This window comes from Methylobacter sp., from assembly GCF_036845245.1.
Taxonomy (GTDB): Bacteria; Pseudomonadota; Gammaproteobacteria; order Methylococcales; family Methylomonadaceae; genus Methylobacter_A.
Map to the genome: position 1 here is coordinate 43,265 of NZ_DAIUEH010000009.1, position 19,038 is coordinate 62,302.

13 protein-coding genes and 1 pseudogene are annotated in these 19,038 nt (G+C 50.3%); 5 read left to right on the forward strand and 9 right to left on the reverse strand.

The genetic code is table 11. From position 1 onward, the window contains the following. Positions 1 to 52: 52 nt before the first annotated feature. The 4 genes and pseudogenes from V7051_RS05905 to V7051_RS05920 all read right to left on the reverse strand — a co-directional run bounded on the left by V7051_RS05905 (position 53) and on the right by V7051_RS05920 (position 3,211). The gene (locus tag V7051_RS05905) at positions 53 to 481 is read right to left on the reverse strand and encodes a desulfoferrodoxin family protein (protein WP_333874014.1); all 429 of its coding nucleotides are present in this window, start codon (positions 479 to 481) and stop codon (positions 53 to 55) included. Between the two features lie 84 nt (positions 482 to 565). Then, positions 566 to 1,114 carry a hypothetical protein gene (locus tag V7051_RS05910; protein WP_333874015.1) on the reverse strand — a complete coding sequence of 183 codons (549 nt, stop codon included), beginning with the start codon at positions 1,112 to 1,114 and terminating at the stop codon, positions 566 to 568. Positions 1,115 to 1,521: 407 nt separating this feature from the next. Further along, positions 1,522 to 2,065: pseudogene (locus V7051_RS05915) on the reverse strand (REP-associated tyrosine transposase). A 60-nt stretch (positions 2,066 to 2,125) separates the two neighbouring features. Further along, entirely contained in the window at positions 2,126 to 3,211 is a 1,086-nt protein-coding gene (locus V7051_RS05920; RefSeq protein WP_333874017.1) for a hypothetical protein, read from the reverse strand. Between the two features lie 649 nt (positions 3,212 to 3,860). Between V7051_RS05920 and V7051_RS05925 the strand changes: the two genes are divergently transcribed. Genes V7051_RS05925 through V7051_RS05935 form a run of 3 tightly spaced genes read left to right on the forward strand, consistent with a single transcriptional unit; the run spans position 3,861 to position 9,424 of the window. Next, a complete protein-coding gene (locus tag V7051_RS05925; RefSeq protein WP_333874018.1) occupies positions 3,861 to 7,040 on the forward strand; it encodes an efflux RND transporter permease subunit in 3,180 nt (1,059 codons plus the stop codon). 7 nt (positions 7,041 to 7,047) lie between these two features. Then, a complete protein-coding gene (locus tag V7051_RS05930) occupies positions 7,048 to 8,262 on the forward strand; it encodes an efflux RND transporter periplasmic adaptor subunit (RefSeq protein ID WP_333874019.1) in 1,215 nt (404 codons plus the stop codon). Positions 8,263 to 8,269: 7 nt separating this feature from the next. Further along, a complete protein-coding gene (locus V7051_RS05935; protein WP_333874020.1) occupies positions 8,270 to 9,424 on the forward strand; it encodes a methionine aminotransferase in 1,155 nt (384 codons plus the stop codon). Between the two features lie 76 nt (positions 9,425 to 9,500). On the opposite strand, the gene V7051_RS05940 is transcribed toward V7051_RS05935, so the two are convergent. From V7051_RS05940 to cysK, 5 genes are all read right to left on the reverse strand, one after another. After that, the gene (locus V7051_RS05940) at positions 9,501 to 10,679 is read right to left on the reverse strand and encodes a phosphoglycerate dehydrogenase (protein WP_333874021.1); all 1,179 of its coding nucleotides are present in this window, start codon (positions 10,677 to 10,679) and stop codon (positions 9,501 to 9,503) included. A gap of 155 nt (positions 10,680 to 10,834) precedes the next feature. Further along, complete coding sequence (locus V7051_RS05945) at positions 10,835 to 12,985, reverse strand: family 2A encapsulin nanocompartment cargo protein cysteine desulfurase (protein WP_333874022.1); 2,151 nt, start codon at positions 12,983 to 12,985, stop codon at positions 10,835 to 10,837. Continuing rightward, positions 12,972 to 13,904: a family 2A encapsulin nanocompartment shell protein gene (locus V7051_RS05950; protein ID WP_333874023.1), complete on the reverse strand. Its 933-nt coding sequence runs from the start codon at positions 13,902 to 13,904 to the stop codon at positions 12,972 to 12,974. The genes V7051_RS05945 and V7051_RS05950 overlap by 14 nt, the downstream gene beginning before the upstream one ends. Positions 13,905 to 14,026: 122 nt before the next feature. Continuing rightward, positions 14,027 to 14,947: a serine O-acetyltransferase EpsC gene (gene epsC, locus V7051_RS05955; RefSeq protein WP_333874024.1), complete on the reverse strand. Its 921-nt coding sequence runs from the start codon at positions 14,945 to 14,947 to the stop codon at positions 14,027 to 14,029. Continuing rightward, on the reverse strand, positions 14,944 to 15,921 hold the full coding sequence (gene cysK / locus V7051_RS05960) for a cysteine synthase A (protein WP_333874025.1): 978 nt from the start codon (positions 15,919 to 15,921) through the stop codon (positions 14,944 to 14,946). Before cysK ends, epsC begins: the two co-directional genes overlap by 4 nt. Before the next feature lie 672 nt (positions 15,922 to 16,593). Between cysK and smbP the strand changes: the two genes are divergently transcribed. Together smbP and V7051_RS05970 are read left to right on the forward strand one after the other, a co-directional pair. After that, positions 16,594 to 16,929, forward strand: coding sequence for a small metal-binding protein SmbP (gene smbP / locus V7051_RS05965; protein ID WP_333874026.1), 336 nt, complete (start codon positions 16,594 to 16,596; stop codon positions 16,927 to 16,929). Between the two features lie 391 nt (positions 16,930 to 17,320). Then, on the forward strand, positions 17,321 to 18,784 hold the full coding sequence (locus V7051_RS05970) for an MBL fold metallo-hydrolase (RefSeq protein WP_333874027.1): 1,464 nt from the start codon (positions 17,321 to 17,323) through the stop codon (positions 18,782 to 18,784). Positions 18,785 to 19,038 lie beyond the last annotated feature (254 nt).

Sequence of the window (19,038 nt, forward strand, 5' to 3'; positions counted from 1 at the left end):
CATTCTACGGATTAGTCATGTTGGGCATAAACCGCATACCCAACTGACAAGCCTACGCCTCGGCGCTATTCAGCCAAAGATCGTGTTTATTGCATAAACTTAGCGCGTACAGCGCGCCGCTGTAATTTTTAAGCGTGAATGTAGAAACTGCCGCACGGTCTTTAGTGGGATCAAACAGATGCTCATCGATAAATTTATAGTTTTTATCCAATAGAACATGCTTAACAATGTAATGTTCGTAGCCTTTTATTTCATGAGGCGTGGCAATTTTTACCGTAGTAATGTCTTCGGCTTTGGTAATTTCAATCGTGGGTAAATGGGTTGCGACTTTGCCCGCCCAACGTCCCGGCGCTTCTTTTGTATAATAAATATCTCTCGATGCCGTTGCCTGCTCATCACCGGCAGCCAGTGCCAGGGTTGGGGCGATCAGGCTCGCGCCTGCACTTGCTACACTTAAGCGAATAAAATCGCGACGTTCCATAGTCATTCCTTGTTGTTGGTTATTGATTAAATTTAGCTCGGTAAAACTGATTTTTGCCGGTTCTTATAACTATCTCGCATACAATCACTGTTTAGACTCAAACTGATTCGGATACCAAAAAGTTTTATGGCACTGTTCACAGGTGTCATCGACTCGGCCTCCGATTTCAAGCAAGGCAGTTGCGTTCTTGGCATCGATTGCGGCGAGCGTTTCTTCTGCTGTAGCCTGAAGTTGCTGTGCATACCTGAAATAAATCTCCGGTTTCGCATCAATTAATTGCTGAATTTCTTCAGGACTTTTTTTGATCCCAGGAATTTCGAATTTCGAGTCTTTTACCGCTACGCGGCGGCCGCCTTCACTCAAACGTTCGGCAGCGTCAAGCAGTGTGACGGCTTGTTGCCTGACCGCCGCCCATTCTTCGTTGGTTTGCGGTTGTTGTTCCACTATGCCTGACCTGTTGGCAGAGTCCCAAATCCCGTCGGAGGTGGGCGCAATCAACGAGAGCATCAGCTCTTGAATCGTCTCTGACGATTTAAGATTTTCTTTCTGGTCGCGTATGACCGATTTCTGCGTACAGGCTGCAATTGCCGATATTGATAGGACGATGAGGGTGAACTTTAATTTTAATGGCATCTGATTATGGTTAGGGGTAGAAACGTCATGGGTTGCCAACGCATCGACTAATTTCGGGCGTTTCGGCAAAAGCATCTTAATGGATTGTAAAGCAATAGAATAGGCCTACTTTTTCGGTTTTAACCGGATTTCGGTCCAACATTTTGTATCCGCTGGAACATGTCCGTGTTTAAGAAGCAAATTTCCCGCCATACCGCACAGCTTCAAATATAAATTGATGCATAACGCGTAGGTCCGATTAGCGCAGGAGACTGTGAAAGTATTCATGTGGGAGGGGCTTTAGCCCCGAAAGTCGGGGCTAAAGCCCCTCCCACAATCAATAAAACAATGACTTAGACGTTACTAAAATAATATACGTCATATTTTCAAGAATACTTTCACAGTCTCGCAGCGTAATCGGACGCATGTTATTCGTCGCCGCCAACGACGACATCCATATCGCCACACCAATTCGAAGGATAAATCCCTCTCGCGACATAGCGATGAAAAGTCGAATAAGGCCAATCAACCACTCGAATAACGTGCCCATGTTTCAAAGGGTTGACGTGAACATAATCGACATGGTGTTGATAGTCGGAATCGTCGCGTATGAAATGCTCCCAATAATGCCGTTGCCACTTGTGCCCTTGGGTAGATACCACGCTCACCGGCTGCCTTGCGCATGGCCGAACTCTGCTCGGTTTTGGGTAGCCGCGAAAATTCGCTTTTGATTAATCGCCAGCGCAGGCTGAAATCGCTATCTCCAGGCGGCAAAGTCCATACGGAATGCAAATGTTCCGGCAGAACCACACAGGCGTCGATTTGAAACGGATGTCTTTCGCGTACCCATCGCACCGTTTCGCGCAGTAAATCGATCTCGCGGACCAACAAATCGTTGTGATGCCGCTGCAACAGGTTTACCGTAAAGAACCACGTGCCTCCCGGTATGAATGCGCGTCTGTAGTTGGGCATGTGCTTTTACGGTTTGGGAATGTGTTGATGATTGGATGGCATGCGTCCGATTACGCTGCGCTAATCGGACCTACGCGGGCTTTTCAGTATTTCGGATAGCTTGTTGATCTCTAATGCGAGTTGTTCCAGATCCTTATCTGAGGCATTTTGTTGTTTGCTAATGATTGAAAGACTATCTCTGATCTCACCAAGCCGCAAATACGCTGATTCACCATTCTTGATCGAAGAAGCTGGGGCAGCATTTTGATCTGCATTTACTTTAAGTAATAATTCTTGAGTCGAACGTGTTGTTTCATCTGAAGAAACATAAGATAAATATGACATAACAGCGCTAAAGATTAGGGTAACTAAGCCAATAATTATCATGATTGTATTGTGGCGCTGGGATATTTGAGAACTACTTGCCATATCTACAGCCATTTGCAGCCCCAAATCATTCATATTTTTTACGAGGATTGAGGTTTCCCTGAATTCTCTACCTAATACTTCTAGTTGACGATTAGTTTCAAATATAGGGTTTTCTGGGAGTTCAATGAGGCGAGTTGGTTCATAATTACGCAGAGTTACACCTAACTTATCTGATATTCTTTGATTTTCACCGATAAGATCAAGAACAGAATTTGAAAAAATATTTTTTGGTTTAAGGCTTTCAAATAATTTTTTTGTCTGCTCTTCTTCGTGGAGACGATAATAATGCATTAACCTCTTCAATAAATCACAATCAGATTCTCCCTCAGCTTTTTCAACGTCGTTTCTTTTCTCATACTCAATTGTCGTTACCAGCTTACCATCTTGATTCTTCCTCTTTTTTGTTTTGCTTTTGGCTTGGTCATTTTTTAAGTACGAATTTTTCTCCAAAAACATCCTTGAAAATTCGTTTAGCTCATCGCCGGTTAGTGTGTTTGCTTGTTCAGTGGAGACTCTTGAATCTGTGTATTTACCGGAATCGTCCAAATCCAATTGACAAACTATAGCTATCAATGACCTAACAAACTCAATAGAGTCTGCATCAATATAGCTCCCATGGGCGGTATTGAGAGTCAAATTTGCTGAAACGGAAAGGTTGTGTACTAGAATTTTACCGAGTGTTTTACTATTCCACACAAACCGGTAAGCGCCGATTAATTTGTCAAGATTTAATGCCATTTGTTTCCCTTATTCACATATTGAGTAACTATAAAGTTTCATATATCTACCATAAAAGGTCATTCCCTTACAATAAGCTTAAGATTTACTTAGCTATTTTTATTCCGTCTATCATTATGCCCGTACCGATAGACATGTAAATAGAGCAAACTGCTTGTAGTTTTCCAACATTTTAGATTCGCTACTGGCACAGCAATCTAGCTCCCAATATTATTGCTGAAGCAGCAATGATTGATTCATGATTGTCGATATATCAGCAGACGAACACTCTTCTTCAATTAAAGAAAGTGCGTAGTGCGTAGGTTGGGCTGACGAAGGAAGCCCAACAGATCGAGGCTGAAAGATGTTAGGCTGCGTGCCTCACCCAATCTTGAAACTCATCCCTAGCTCAACATTGCTGCTAAAGCAGCAACAAGTGATCGACAACTGTCGCCACATCAACAGCCTGAACATTTCCGGCCGCGCTTTCCGAATCCGGCTTGAGCGACAAGCAAGCTGCAACTCACTATTCCCTTTCAAACTATCGCTATAAATCCAGCTAACACCAACCGCGGACGCGTTACTGGTACATGAATTGCTTTAACCCAGTTATTTGCTGTCCTTGCAGGATGGACTATTTAGAGCAGAAACCGTATCTCTCGGGAAATTCATGTGGATCGTTAATATTGCACTACGCCGCCCTTACACTTTTTTAGTAGCGGCGCTACTTATTCTGTTGTCCACGCCTTATGTGTTGAGCAAAATGCCGACCGATATTTTTCCGGATATCGATATTCCGGTGGTCGCGATGTTGTGGGATTACAAGGGCATGAACTCCAAGGAAATCGCGGACCGTCTTGCCGGTTCGGTCGAGCGTTCGATGTCGTTGATCGACGGTATCGAACATAGTGAATCGGTGTCCTTTGCCGGATCGTCTGTTATCAAGGTGTTTTTCCATCCCGGCACCGATATCCGCACGGCGATTGCGCAGGTGATGTCCAGCAGCAACTCGGTCTATCGCTCGCTGCCGGCCAGCACCGCGCCGCCGCAGGTTATACAGTATTCGGCTTCCGACTTACCGCTGGTGCAATTGGGCATTTCCAGCAGCACGGTGCCGGAGACGGAAGTCAACGACCTGGTTAACAACATCGTCCGCAACGCCCTCCAGTCCAAACCGGGCGTGGCCGTGACCAATCCGTTCGGTTCCAAGAGCCGCCAGGTGACTGTCGATATCGACTCATCGGCATTGCTTGCCCGCGGACTCACGCCGAATGATCTGGTCGATGCGATGGCCGTGCAGAACCTGATTTTACCGACCGGAACGATCAAGGTGGGTTCGACCGAGTACGACGTTACCCTGAACGGCGCGATTGCCGCGATTCCCCGCATCGGCGACATTCCGGTGCGCACGGACAACGGCACGACCACGCTGATTCGCGACGTCGCCAATGTGCGCGACGGCTCAGCGCCGCAGACCACCATCGCACGCCAAAACGGCGAACGCGGCATTCTTAACTCTATTTTTAAACGAGGCAACGTGTCGACGCTGGATGTCGTCGATCATGTAAGACAGGTCATACCCAAAATGCTGGCGCAGATGCCCGAAGGCATCAACATGAAACTGATGTTCGACCAGTCGCTGTTCGTCAAGGCGGCAATCGGCAACGTGATACACGAAGGCTTGATCGCCGCCGGCCTGACCGCCGCGATGATACTGCTGTTCCTCGGCAACTGGCGCAGTACCTGCATTATCGCGATGTCGATACCGCTGTCTATCATGTGCTCGCTGATCGTGCTGTACCTGATCGGTGAAACCATCAACCTGATGACGATGGGCGGTTTAGCGCTGGCGGTCGGCGTATTGGTCGATGACGCGACCGTCGAGATCGAAAATATCGAACGCCAAATGTTGATGGGTAAAAATCCGCGTCAGGCTATTCTTGACGGCGCTGCGGAAATCGCGATGCCGGCGCTGGTATCGACCTTGTGTATCTGCATTGTGTTCGTACCGATGTTCTTTTTGACCGGCGTTGCGCGCAGCCTGTTTGTACCGATGGCCGAGGCGGTGGTGTTTGCGATGCTGGCGTCCTATCTGCTGTCGCGTACGCTGGTGCCGACGCTGGTGATGTATATGATGTCGGGACATCATGGACACAAGGAACGTCCGCCGTCTAACGCTGTTGCCCGCATTTTCAAGCAGACTCACCATGCCTTTGAGCAGGGTTTCGAGGTATTTCGCGGGCATTATGTGGCGCTGTTAAGCCATTTGCTTAACCATCGCTTGCGTTACGGCTCCGCGTTTTTGGGATTTTGCCTGTTGTCGCTGGCGTTAGTGCCGTTGCTCGGCCGGGATTTGTTTCCGGCGGTCGATGCGGGCCAAATCCGGCTGCATGTGCGTGCGCCGTCGGGCACACGGATAGAAGAAATGCCCAGCCAGATAGATGAGGTGGAAAGAGTGATCCGCGAGCGGATTCCGTCGTATGAACTGGGCGACGTGCTGGATATTATCGGCGGGCCTTATAGTACGCGCAATACGCTGTTCGGAAACTCCGGCACGGTCGAAACCGCCGATACCGAGATCATGATTTCTTTGCGTCCCGGCGATCACGCACCGAGTGTCGACTATATCAAGGATCTGCGAGCCGAATTGCCGCGCCGTTTCCCAGGGCTAGAATTCTTTTTCCAACCCGCCGACCAAGTCAGTCAAACGCTGAACTTCGGTATTCCTGCACCGATCGACATCCAGTTTGTCGGCGGCAAGCCGGAAGAGGTTATGCCGTTGGTCGTGGAGTTCAATAACCGGCTGCGGCAAATTCCCGGCATTGTCGACGCGCATATTTATCAACGCACCAACAGGCCGTCATTGGACCTGGAGATGAATCGCTCGCAGCTTCAGCAATTGGGGCTTTCGGCCCGCGACGTGGCGCAGAACCTGTTGCTGACGCTGAGCGGCAGCATGCAGACTGCGCCGACCTATTGGCTGAATCCCAACAATGGCAATACGGTCAACATCGGCGTGATGGGCAACCCGCTCGATCTCGACAGCATCGAAGCGCTGATGCGGACGCCGGTGGCCGGCGATAATAACGGCCAGCCGCAACTGCTGGGCAATCTGGTCACATTGAAGCGTTCAGTGCAGCCTGCGGCAGTGACTCACTTCAACGTGGATAATGTTTTTAATATTTATGCGAATGTCGAGGGTCGGGACTTGGGTTCGGTCAGCGTCGATATAGACCGCCTGATCGAAGACAGCACGGCCAAGTTGCCGCGCGGTGTCGAGCTGGCGGTGCGCGGACAGATCCAGACGCTCAACAGTTCGTTTGTCGGGCTTGCGACCGGACTGGCCGTGGCCATCGTATTGCTGTACCTGCTGCTGGTGGTCAATTTTCAATCCTGGCTCGATCCGGCCATTATCGTCAGCGCATTACCGGCGGCACTGGCCGGAATCGCCTGGACCCTGTTCCTGACCGGAACCACGTTGAGCATTCCGGCCTTGACCGGCAGCATCATGTCGATGGGCGTGGTCACCGCCAACAGCATTTTGGTGGTTTCGTTCGCCCGCACCCGGTTGAGCGATGGCGTGCCGCCGGTGACGGCAGCCCTGGAAGCCGGAGCCACCCGCTTGCGCCCGGTCATGATGACTGCCTTTGCGATGATCGTCGGCATGTTGCCGATGGCTGTCGGTTGGGGCGAAGGGGCCGAACAGAACGCACCGTTGGGCCGTGCAGTTATCGGTGGGCTGGCGTTCGCCACGTTATCCACCTTGCTGTTTGTTCCGATAGTCTTCGCCAGCACGCATCGATGGCTTGAATATCGCCATTCGACTCGACCTATCCTTATCACTGAATGAAACCGTCATGAGTAGTCATCAAACACCTGTATTTGCTTTGCCGTCCCATCCGCAACGAACGCTGATTATTGTCAGGCGATTCGGTTTCGGGCTGTTATTGTTTTTACTGCTGGCCGGTGGCTGGCGGCTGGTGATCAATCGGAGCGAAGCCGATAGCTTGAGGCAGCGCACCGAGGCCAGCCTGTCGCGTAGCGTTATCACGGTGCGCTCCAAGCCGGGTGAGGCATCGCGCAAGATCGTGTTGCCTGCCAGTTTGCGCGGCAACACCGAGACCCAGCTCTATGCCCGCAGCAACGGTTATCTGAGCGCCTGGCACAAGACCATCGGCGATCAAGTCAAGAAAGGCGAACTGTTGGCCGTCATCGATGTTCCCGAATTGGAGCAGGAGCTGGCCCAGGCGCATGCCGCAGCGGCACAGATCAAAGTCAGGCTGGAATTGGCGCGCTCCACGTTAAAGCGATGGACGCTGCTGAAAGACACCGACAGCGTTATTCAACAAGAGCTGGACGAAAAACACAGCGCCGTCCTGCAGGCGGAAGCCGATTTGGCGGCGGCTGAAGTCAATGTCAAGCGGCTTGAAAAAGTCGAGGATTATCGCCGCATCGTCGCGCCGTTTTCCGGGGTTATTACACGCCGGAGTGTCGATGTGGGCAGCCTGATCAACGCGGGCAGCCAGGAACTGTTCGCGCTGACGCAAATCGATCCGCTCCGCCTGACCGTCTGGGTTCCTCAAGCTTACGCGGACGATGTCAAGGTGGGTCAGGAAGTCGACGTACGCTCTGTCGACGCACGAGGTAAGCCTCTTGCCGCTCACGTGGAGCATGTTGCAGGAGCTTTGGACCCGGTCAATCGTTCACGCCAGGTGGATATTGCGCTTCCCAATAAAGAGGGGAAATTATTGCCCGGCTCTTATGTGGAAATCTCGATCAACGTGGTCGGCAACAAAGCCGGTTCGTTGATTGTGCCTGCGAATGCGTTGGTCGTTGATCAAGCGGGTACCCATGTCGTCATTGTCGACGCGGAAAAGCGCATAGCGTTTCGTCCGGTCAAGCTGGGCCGCGATTTTGGGCGCGAAGTCGAAGTTTGGCAAGGTTTGGAGCCCAACGATGTGCTGGTAGCCAGTCCGTCGGATCTGTTGGTCGAAGGCGAGAAGGTCGGCGTGGTCGAAATACAGAAAAAGCCGGACGACAAGCCGAAGGAAAAGAGTGTGGCGAAGTCATGAGAAAAATATGAATTATCCCAATTTAATCGACAGCAAACTTCCCAATGTCGGCACCACGATCTTTTCAGTGATGAGTAAACTGGCCGCCGACCATAATGCAATCAACCTTTCTCAAGGTTTTCCGGATTTTGACTGTCACGAAGAACTGCCGGCACTGGTCGATAAATACATGCAAGCCGGTCGCAACCAATATGCACCGATGGCAGGTGTCCCAAGCCTTAGGGAAATATTGGCGGAAAAAACGGAAAGCTTGTACGGTGCCAAATATGACCCGGAGCTGGAAATTACCATTACCGCCGGTGCCACCCAAGCTATTTATACGGCGATTACCGCAGTCATCCGCGAAGGCGATGAAGTCATTATTTTTGAACCGGCTTACGATAGTTACCAACCGGCCATCGAATTAAATGGCGGTAAAACCGTTCACCTGCAATTGCAGGCTCCCGGCTATACGATTGATTGGGAAAAAGTAAAACAGGCCATCAATCAACGCACCCGGATGATCATCATAAATTCTCCGCACAATCCTACCGGAACCGTGCTGAGTGCGGCTGACATGCTCATGTTGTCGGAAGTTACCAAAGGTACCGATATTGTTATTATCAGCGACGAAGTTTACGAACATATTATCTTTGATGACCAGCCGCATCACAGTGTAGCGCGATACCGGGCATTGGCTGAGCGTAGTTTCATCATTTCTTCGTTCGGGAAAACTTTTCATGCCACCGGCTGGAAAGTTGGTTATTGTGTGGCTCCGGCGAATTTGATGGACGAGTTTAGAAAAGTGCATCAGTTTTTGGTGTTTTCTGTAAACACGCCGGTCCAATTTGCCTTGGCTGAGTTTTTAAGCCAAAAAGATCATTATTTAGAGTTAGGGCGTTTTTACCAGAAAAAACGCGATTATTTCATCGACTTGATTAAAAGCGCTAAGTTCGAATTGATACCGGCTGCCGGTACCTATTTTCAACTGTTAAGTTATAAAAACTTAAGCCGGGAAAAAGATACCGATTACGCATTGCGTTTAATCAAGGAGTTTGGCATTGCGTCCATTCCGGTCTCGGTTTTTTATCGTCAACAGGAAGATCATAGTGTGCTGCGTTTTTGTTTCGCTAAAAAAGAAGAGACTTTGGAAAAAGCGGCGGCGATTTTGAATAAAATTTAATTAAGCTTGGTATGCCGCCCAGCAGTATCGCAGCGTTATTCCGTTGGCCTGCTGCAATTGCTTCGGCGGGCGACTTTCATTTTGAAACTTTAATCACACGTGTAGACAGCACGCCGTCAAGAGAACGAATGCGTTCCAATACCTCACGGGGCACATCGGCATTGATATTAATCAGGGTATAAGCAAAATCGCCGCACGACTTGTTAAGCATATCGAGAATATTCAGACCGGCATCACCCAAGGTCGATGAAATCTGACCCAGTACATTGGGGATATTTTTGTTGGCAATGCCAAGGCGCACTCCCTCTACATTGTGAGTTACAACGACTTCCGGGAAATTCACCGAATTACGAATGGTGCCGTATTCCAAAAACTCACGCACCTGCTCCGCCACCATTGCGGCACAATTGTCTTCGGCTTCTTTGGTAGACGCTCCCAGATGGGGCAGCACGATAGCACGAGGATGATTCAGTAATGCAGGCGTTGGAAAATCGCAGACATAAGCATGTAAAGCGCCGGAGTCTAAAGCCGACAAGACAGCCGCTTCATCGACCACCCCTGCACGGGAAAGGTTAAGCAGGGTGGCTCCTTTCTTTATTTGGTCGATATAGTTTTTGTTGATTAAATTCTTCGTCTGATTATTCAATGGAACATGCAGGCTGATAAAGTCCGAGCGGGAAATCAGGTTTTCTATGCCGGTTGCCGGCACAGCGGACGAGGTAAGTTTCCAGGCGCTTTGCAGCGACATAAACGGATCGAAACCGATGACCTTTAAACCCAAAGCATCCGCATAATTGGCTACCTTTACCCCGATCGCCCCCAATCCCAGTACACCCAACGTCTTGCCTGATAATTCAAAACCGGCAAAAGCTTTTTTGTTCTGCTCTATTTGGCTATTGATACTGTTCTCATCGCCTTCCAGGCCGCTGACAAAATTTAACGCGGCAGGAATGTTTCGAGAGGCCAGCAGCATTCCGCCAATAGTTAGCTCCGCGACAGCGTTCGAATTGGCGCCAGGCGTACTGAACACCGGAATGCCGCGCTTTGTGTATTCTTCCACCGGAATATTATTAACACCTGCGCCTGCACGGCCGACGGCCTTCAGCGATTCGGGAATCGGCTGGTCGTGAAGATTAAAAGAACGCAGCAAAATGGCATCGGGATTATCGATTTGTGATGCAACTTGGTAGTTATAGGTTGGAAACATGTCCAGACCGGCCCGCGATATATTGTTATACGTTAATACCTTAAACATCTGTTGACTCCTTCACTAATTGCTTCTTTTGACGGCCTATTTCACTGCTGTTGGAGCTAAAATATTATGATTAAAAGACGGTTATATCTTTTTTTTCGACGGCTTTGACCTTAACGCTAGCCTCATCGCATCCTTTTTGCTATCAAGCAAACTCGCTAAAAATCTTTACCGCTCTGAATCCGTCTCACGGTGCTGACTAAACGATCAACTTCCTCATGCGTATTGTAAAACGCCAGCGACGGACGCACTGTGCTTTCCAGGCCGAAACGGCGCAAAATAGGTTGAGCGCAATGATGGCCGACACGTACCGCAATACCGGCGCGGTTTAACGCATCACCAACATCCTGATTGTTATGCCCTGCCAACACAAACGACAATACGCTGGTTTTCTCGGCAGCCGTGCCGATCAAACGCAAGCCGGGAATGCTTCTTAGCGCATCCATCGCATAGGCCAGCAACTCATGCTCATGACGCGCGACATTATGGATACCGATTTTCGTCAGGTATTCCAACGCTACCCCCAATCCAACAGCGTCCGCAATATTGCCGGTACCGGCCTCAAAGCGGGCGGGAGGATGTTGATAGCGAGTTTTTTCAAAGGTCACGTCTTCGATCATATTGCCGCCGCCTTGCCACGGCGGCATGGACTCAAGTAACTCTGCCTTGCCATACAGCGCGCCGATACCGGTCGGACCGTATATCTTGTGCCCGGAAAATACACACCAATCGCAATCCAGCTCTTGTACATCGACGTGTAAATGCGAAACGGATTGGGCGGCATCCAGCAAAACACGCGCACCGACACGATGCGCCATCTCGATCATTTCCCTGGCGGGGGTTACCGTACCCAGTGCGTTGGATACCTGCGAAAACGAGACCAGTTTGGTGCGTGAATTCAGCAATTTCTGGAATTCACCAAGTAATACCTGACCATCGTCATCGACGGGCACAACGCGTAACTTCGCTCCTGTAACCTCGGTTAATTGTTGCCACGGTATAATATTGGCATGATGTTCCAGCCAAGTGATGACGATCTCATCGCCTGCAACAAGATTTTGCCGCCCCCAAGTTTGCGCCACAAGATTGATGGCCTCGGTTGTGCCCCGCACAAAAACAATTTCGTCGGAAGACGATGCATTCAAAAAGTGCGCAACAGTATTCCGTGCTTTTTCATAAGCATCGGTCGCCCGCGCCGCCAGTTCATGCGCTGCACGGTGAATGTTTGAATTCTCGTGCTCATAAAAGTACGACACCCGGTCAATTACCACCTGCGGCTTTTGGGTCGTCGCCGCGTTATCAAACCAGGCTAACGGATGTCCGTTGACATGTTCCTTGAGAATCGGAAAATCACGACGCAGCGCCTGGACATCAAAAGGTGGATGAGCGGAAGCCAACGTTGGCGCTTGCGCATTAAATCCGCCGGTTTTCAATTCATCGAGAAAGTAAAATGATGAACCCGAGCCGGTGCTTGCCGGGATGCTTCCCGAAGAAGCAAAAAGTTTTTGCAGCTCAGCTTCGCCGGGCAGACCATAGGCCTGAGGTGAAAGCCCTGCTATCAATGAAGCGTCGAAGCCGGCCAGCGAACTAGCCAAACCGTATGTTGCAGTCAACGTGGAAATCCCGGATATCAAGCTGTCTGCCGCATTTGTCGGAATTTTCCCGGTAGACAATGCATTGGCAGCGAAAAGTTTTTGCAATTCCGTTTCAAAAACCTGCGGTGAAATTACCGTTTCCATTGACTTGTCGCTATCTGCCAGCGCTTCAGCCGTCAGCTCGTGTGCCGCCACCGAAGGTGAAACGGCAGGAATTGAACGGGGGTCAATACTTTCAGGAAAGGCGCTTACGGAAGTCGGGCGCGTAACCGACAATTTTTGCAATTCCGCTTCACCGGGCAGTCCAAGGTCTTGCGGAAAAATACCCGCCAGCACCGATTCGTCCAAACCTGCCAACGGCGATGTTGCCGTCGAAGACGGATTGCCGAAAACCGGGCCCCTATCAAGACTGTCCGGGACGCTCTTTAAAGACGGTTGACCTAGAGAAAACAACTTTTGCAGCTCTGCTTCACCCGGCTGAGCAAAACCTTGCGGTATGTCTAACTTATCTACACCAGGCAAAGATGAAGCCAATCCGCTCGGCACTGCCGAAGCGGCAAGACCGATACGCGATCCATCGCAAGGCAATGCCGTAAACAACTCATTGGCCAGTTTGGTTAGATACGCTACATCGGGCAGCGATGCGGCGTGACCAGGATTTTCCGTAAAGCCTTGTGGAGCTTGATTGGCGGATTCAACGTTACTTGTATTCATGATATTGGCCCACATCGACATTCTCAAGCACCCCGAGCGCATCATCAGTCAACACCGCCAGCGAGCAATACAGGGAGATCAAGTAAGAGGCAATCGCTTTATGATTGATGCCCATAAAGCGGACGGAAAGACCCATGCTCAGTTCGCCGGTCAGGTTGGGTTGATAAAGACCGACCACGCCTTGGCGGCTTTCACCGGTGCGCAACAGCAAAATATTGCTTTTACCGTCAATAATTCTGACCTTATCCGATGGAATCAACGGCAGTCCGCGCCAGGTTAAAAACTGCGAGCCGAACAAAGTGACTATAGCAGGCGGTACGCCACGGTAAGTAGCTTCACGTCCGAACGCGGCAATGGTTTTTGGATGAGCCAGAAAAAATCCCGGTTCTTTCCAGACACGGGAAATCAATTCATCCAAATCATCAGGCGTGGGTGCGCCCGTGCCACCTTTAACCGGCTGTACTTTCTGCGATACCGCGACGTTATTGAGCAAACCGTATTCAGCATTGTTAATCAGCTCGCTTTCTTGGCGCTCTTTAATGGTTTCGATAGTCAAACGCAGCTGTTCATGAGTTTGGTTATGCGGGCTGCTGTATAAATCAGCAATACGTGTATGAATATCAAGTACCGTATTGACGGCATTCAGCCTGTATTCACGCCCCCATTCCTCATAATCGGCAAAGGTTTGCGGCAGTTCTTTTTCATCGAGACTGGAACAATCAACATGGAGATCTTTTTCATTTTTAACTTTGTTGACTCTATAGATACCGGCTTCGAGCGGTTTCCAATGCAATAGATGGACCAACCACCGTGGCGTGATGGTTGATAGCATGGGGACGGTTTTGGTGGCATTCGCCAGAGTACGCGCGGCAACATCGCCTAATGCGGTATGTTCTTGGCCTTGGTGGATATCTGTCATGACTTTTTCCTATTGTGGTTGGTGTAATTTAATTGGTTACATTCCAATCTCCAGATCGGAAACTAAATAGTAGGGAAGCTCCGTCTTCCGATTCCTGAATTTCCAGGCAAAAGCCTAAAAGCTCATATTCCGGCTCCGCTTTGGAATAATTCACTACGCACCTGCGCCTGGGTAATATTACTGTTAGGCGGCACGCTATGGGTCAGCCAGACGTTGCCGCCGATGCTCGAACCGCGGCCTATGGTGATACGACCCAAAATCGTCGCGCCCGCATAAATAACGACATCGTCTTCAACGATAGGATGCCGGTCATATCCTTTGAGAAGAATACCGGTATCGTCTTTTTGAAAACGTTTGGCTCCCAAGGTAACGGCCTGATACAGACGAACATGCCGCCCGATTACCGATGTTTCACCGATGACCACGCCGGTGCCGTGGTCGATAAAGAAGCTCTCGCCGATTTGTGCACCGGGATGAATATCAATGCCGGTGGCCGAGTGCGCAAGTTCTGAGATCATGCGGGCAACCAGTGGCGCGCCTAATTGATAAAGGATATGCGCAAGCCGCTGATGAATGACGGCGGTAATGCCCGGATAACAAACCAGTACTTCGTCAGGCGTTTTTGCGGCGGGATCGCCTTCAAATGCAGCCTGAATATCGCTATCAAGTAACTTTCTTACCGTGGGCAATTGTGCAGCAAACTGTTTGACAATGCCAATGGCTTGCTCATGAGTTGCGTTATCGATATCCGGACTTTCCGAATTAGACTGAAGTTCACAGCTGATTTGCGTACACAGTCGGCGTAGTAAGGTTTCAAGGCTATGGCCAACAAAGTAATCGATGCCTTCGTCACTCAAATCAGGTGGTCCCAAGCGGTTTGGAAACAAGACTGAACTCAAGCCCTCTAAAATTGCATGTAGCTCATTTTTTGATGGCGGTTTGGAGGGTTTATCTCGCCGGTTTCGAGCTTCCTGCGCTTGCGTACGCGAATCACGCAATTGCGCTACGAGCTGATCGATACCCCAATCATATTTGCCGTTCATACCGCCAAACCACCGGCATCGAAAACGCCTTCGAACAAAGGCGAACTCAAATAACGTTCACCGGAATCCGGCAACACCACAACAATGGTTTTGCCTGCATTTTCAGGCCGCTTGGCAACACGTACAGCGACAGCCACCGCAGCGCCGCAGGAAATACCGGACAGTATGCCTTCCTCTCTGGCAAGACGGCGCGCATAAGCGATCGCGTCTTCGTTACTGACTTGTTCTATTTCATCGACCAGGGATAGATCAAGCACATCAGGGACAAATCCCGCACCGATGCCTTGAATTTTATGAGGGCCGGGTTTTAACGGTTCACCGGCGCGATGCTGGCTGAGTACGGGACTCGCCTCGGGTTCAACCGCAATCGAAACGATGGCTTTATGCTGCGTCTGCTTGATATAGCGGGAAACGCCGGTAATGGTTCCGCCGGTGCCGACACCGGAAACAAGAATATCGATAGCGCCGTCGGTGTCATTCCAGATCTCAGGCCCGGTGGTCTGCTCATGAATAGCCGGATTTGCCGGATTTTTAAACTGCTGGAGCAAGACATAACGCTCGGGATCGGACGCGGCGATTTCCTCGGCCTTGGCTATCGCGCCGCTCATGCCTTTGGCGCCTTCGGTCAATACCAGTTTGGCGCCATAGGCGATCAGTAACTTGCGGCGCTCCAGACTCATCGTCTCCGGCATCGTCAAGGTCAATGGAATACCGCGAGCCGCCGCGACAAACGCCAGCGCAATGCCGGTGTTGCCGCTGGTCGGCTCTACCAGTTCTTTGCCGGGACCCAACAAGCCGCGCCGCTCGGCATCCCAAATCATCGCCGCACCGATCCGGCATTTGACCGAATAAGCGGGATTGCGCCCTTCAATTTTTGCCAGCAGAGTGGCCGGCGCGCCGTCGATGATGCGATTAAGCCGTACCAGCGGTGTTTTCCCGATGGAGAGAGAATTATCTTCGTACCAATGGGACATAAAAGCTCCTGTGATTGGGCCGCAAACTGATAGTTGCCGCTAAATTTTGAACCAAAAAAAAGCCCGTGGCCTCTTTGGGCGCACAGGCTTCCGGTTGTCCGGTCAGCTCGCTTGCCGGGTTACTGTGTTCTGTCTACGGATCATTGTAAATACGCACAATCACTTACAAACGCCGGTTTTGATGATTTAGGGCTTTGATATTTTTCGTACGGATAAGCCGGTTTGCTGGAATATGAGGAACAGGAAGCCATCCAATTCATCCGGGCCTAATTAACAGTTTTTCGTAGTCTGCAAGATATTGAAGCGCGGCGTCCGTTTGGCCCGTACCTATTCAGAATATACAAACAAGTTAAAAACTTGAACTTCAAGAAATCGATAGTTGTTCTATGAGCAGCTGTTCAACAACACCTGCTGGTTAGGCATCATCATGGCCCGTCTTAATATTTATTTTTCTTTCAAAAACAGAGTATTAAACGATGGTATGAAAATTGATAGCTTAATATTGCATATCGGCTTTTCTTAAAACTTGCCGAGCCTCGTGCATTGCAATAACCGGCTATTACCCTGTGATGGTCAAAGTCCGAAAATCAACCGACTGGAGTAAGTTAAGTTTTTTAGCGCTTTGAATTAAACCGTTTGTAACCCGATAACATATTTTTCCTTGGAGAATTCATGAAACACTATAAAGCGATTATTATCAGTGCATTATTATTTGTTAGCACAGGAGTGTTTGCTGAAGAACATGCCGCCGCAGCCTTAAAGCACGCCGAGCAGGCGGTAACCCACGGCAAGGCGGGGCACGCATCTGTGTTGGTGACGCATGCCGAAAGCGCCCTTGAACATGCCAAAAAAGGTGAAGATGTTGCAACGGGTGAAGCCAAAACCCACCTGGAAGCGGGTATAAAATCATTGGAAGACTCGATAACCCAAGGCAAACAAGACCACGCCGAGATCGCAACAAAATCCGCTGAAGAAGCTGTTCAGCACTTGAAAGCAGCCAACAAATAATCACTAGCCGAAGAGAATAAGCAGGCGAAACATTTCGCCTGCTTTTTTAGTTTTTGGCGGTGCCAGCGTTTTGATCAAAACACAATCAAGATACTCAGCGCCGCTCGTATCAAATCCACAAAAATTCGGGCTGAGATAGGCTCATGTGCGGTAGTGCTAAGGTTTAGCTGTTTATCAAACACATTAGTGCAAGCTGCCAGCCCCATCAAAACTATTCAGCCTCAAGACTGCCTCACCAGATGCAGCCTCCCAACAAGTTCTGCTGGATATTCAGCAGAACTCATTCCTAAACGCCTCGTTTACCCAGTAAAGACCGCCTGGTATGTCTATTGCATTGCACTTGGCTGATCCTTCATATTTTTTTCATTCTATATAATCCTAAGGGGGTTTCATGCATAGATCGATATATACAGCTGTTGGCTTGGCAGTCGCATTGACTGGGGCAGGATGCAGCGCTCTGCAACCGCAGGGCTTGCAGGCGGCGTCCGAGGTTTCGGGAGCAGACAACATCAAATCCATCGAATTTTCAGGCGCCGGACGCTGGTACCAGTTCGGCCAGGCGCCGAACCCGGATTTATCCTGGCCGCAGTTCGACGTGAAAAACTTTACCGCCGACATCAATTACGACACTGCCAGTGTGCGGGTGCAGATCACCCGCAGCCAGACTGTGGAGCCCGGCCGCGTACGTCCTGCGCCGGTTGAGCAAAAGGTCGACCAATATGTCAGCGGCGGTACCGCCTGGAACGTGGCCGCTGCCGGTAACGCCGCACCAGCGCCAACCGCGCAACCGGCGGCTGTTGAAGAGCGCCTGGCGGAAATCTGGGCCAGTCCGCAAGGCTTCCTGAAAGCGGCGCAAGCCAACAATGCCGTTTCGAAAACCGTCGATAGCGGCACCGAAGTAGCGTTCACTATTGCAGGCAAATACCGCTATGTCGGCACCATCAACGCGAACAATCAGCTGGAACGGGTGCAGACCTGGATTGATAATCCTGTGCTCGGCGACACGCTGGTCGAAACCCGGTACAGCGATTATAAGGATTTTGACGGCATACAATTCCCAAGCCACATTGTCCGCAATCAGGGCGGTTACCCGGTTTTGGACATCAACGTCTCGGCAGTCAAAGCGAATCCGCCGGTTGACATTGCGGTACCCCAGCAAGTCGCCAAGGCCCCGGCTGTGGTCGTGACCGCCAACAAGCTGGCCGACGGCGTTTATTACCTGACCGGCGGCAGTCATCACAGCGTTGCGATCAATCAGCGCGACCACATCGTGCTGGTCGAAGCACCGCAAAATGAAGAGCGCTCGGAAGCTGTGATCGCCAAGCTCAAAGAGATCATTCCGAACAAGCCGATCAAATACCTGATTAACACCCATGCCCATTTCGACCATGCCGGAGGCTTGCGCACTTATGTCGATGAAGGTTCAACGATCGTCACGTTGCAACCGAACCAGTCGTATTATGAAAAAATTTGGGCCGCTCCGCATACGATCAATCCCGATCGTCTGGCCAAGTCGCAAAAGCCCGCGCACTTTGAGAGCTTTACCGGAAAACATGTACTTTCGGACGGCAAACGCACTATCGAGATTCATTCTATCGCCGGTAACAGTCACAACGATGCGTTCGTACTGGTCTATTTGCCTAAAGAAAAAATCCTGGTCGAAGCCGACGCCTTCACGCCTACCGCAGCCAATGTACCGCCGCCTGCCAAAGCTAACCCTTATTCAGTAAATCTTTACCAAAACATCCAGAAGCTGAAACTGGATGTCGGTCAGATTGCTGCCCTGCACGGTCCGCGCGTGGTCACGCTGGCCGATCTGCGTAACTTCATTGGCCAACCGACAGCCGCTAAATAACCGGCCCGATTCGAATCAAGGTGAAAGTGCAAGACTTTTGCCTTGATTCACTGTTTTTATCGGTTCGCCTTAAATCCCGGCTTAACAGTATGGTCCGCGATGGTGACGCGGGCAAATTGTTGGCCGACAGATAGCTTTTTTTACGCAACCGCTGCTGATCTTCGGACAGTCAACAGCGGAGCTCGAATAGATAAAGCAGGTATGCGGACGGCTGACTTTGAAATACGCATTTAACATTTAAATTGCAAAATAGG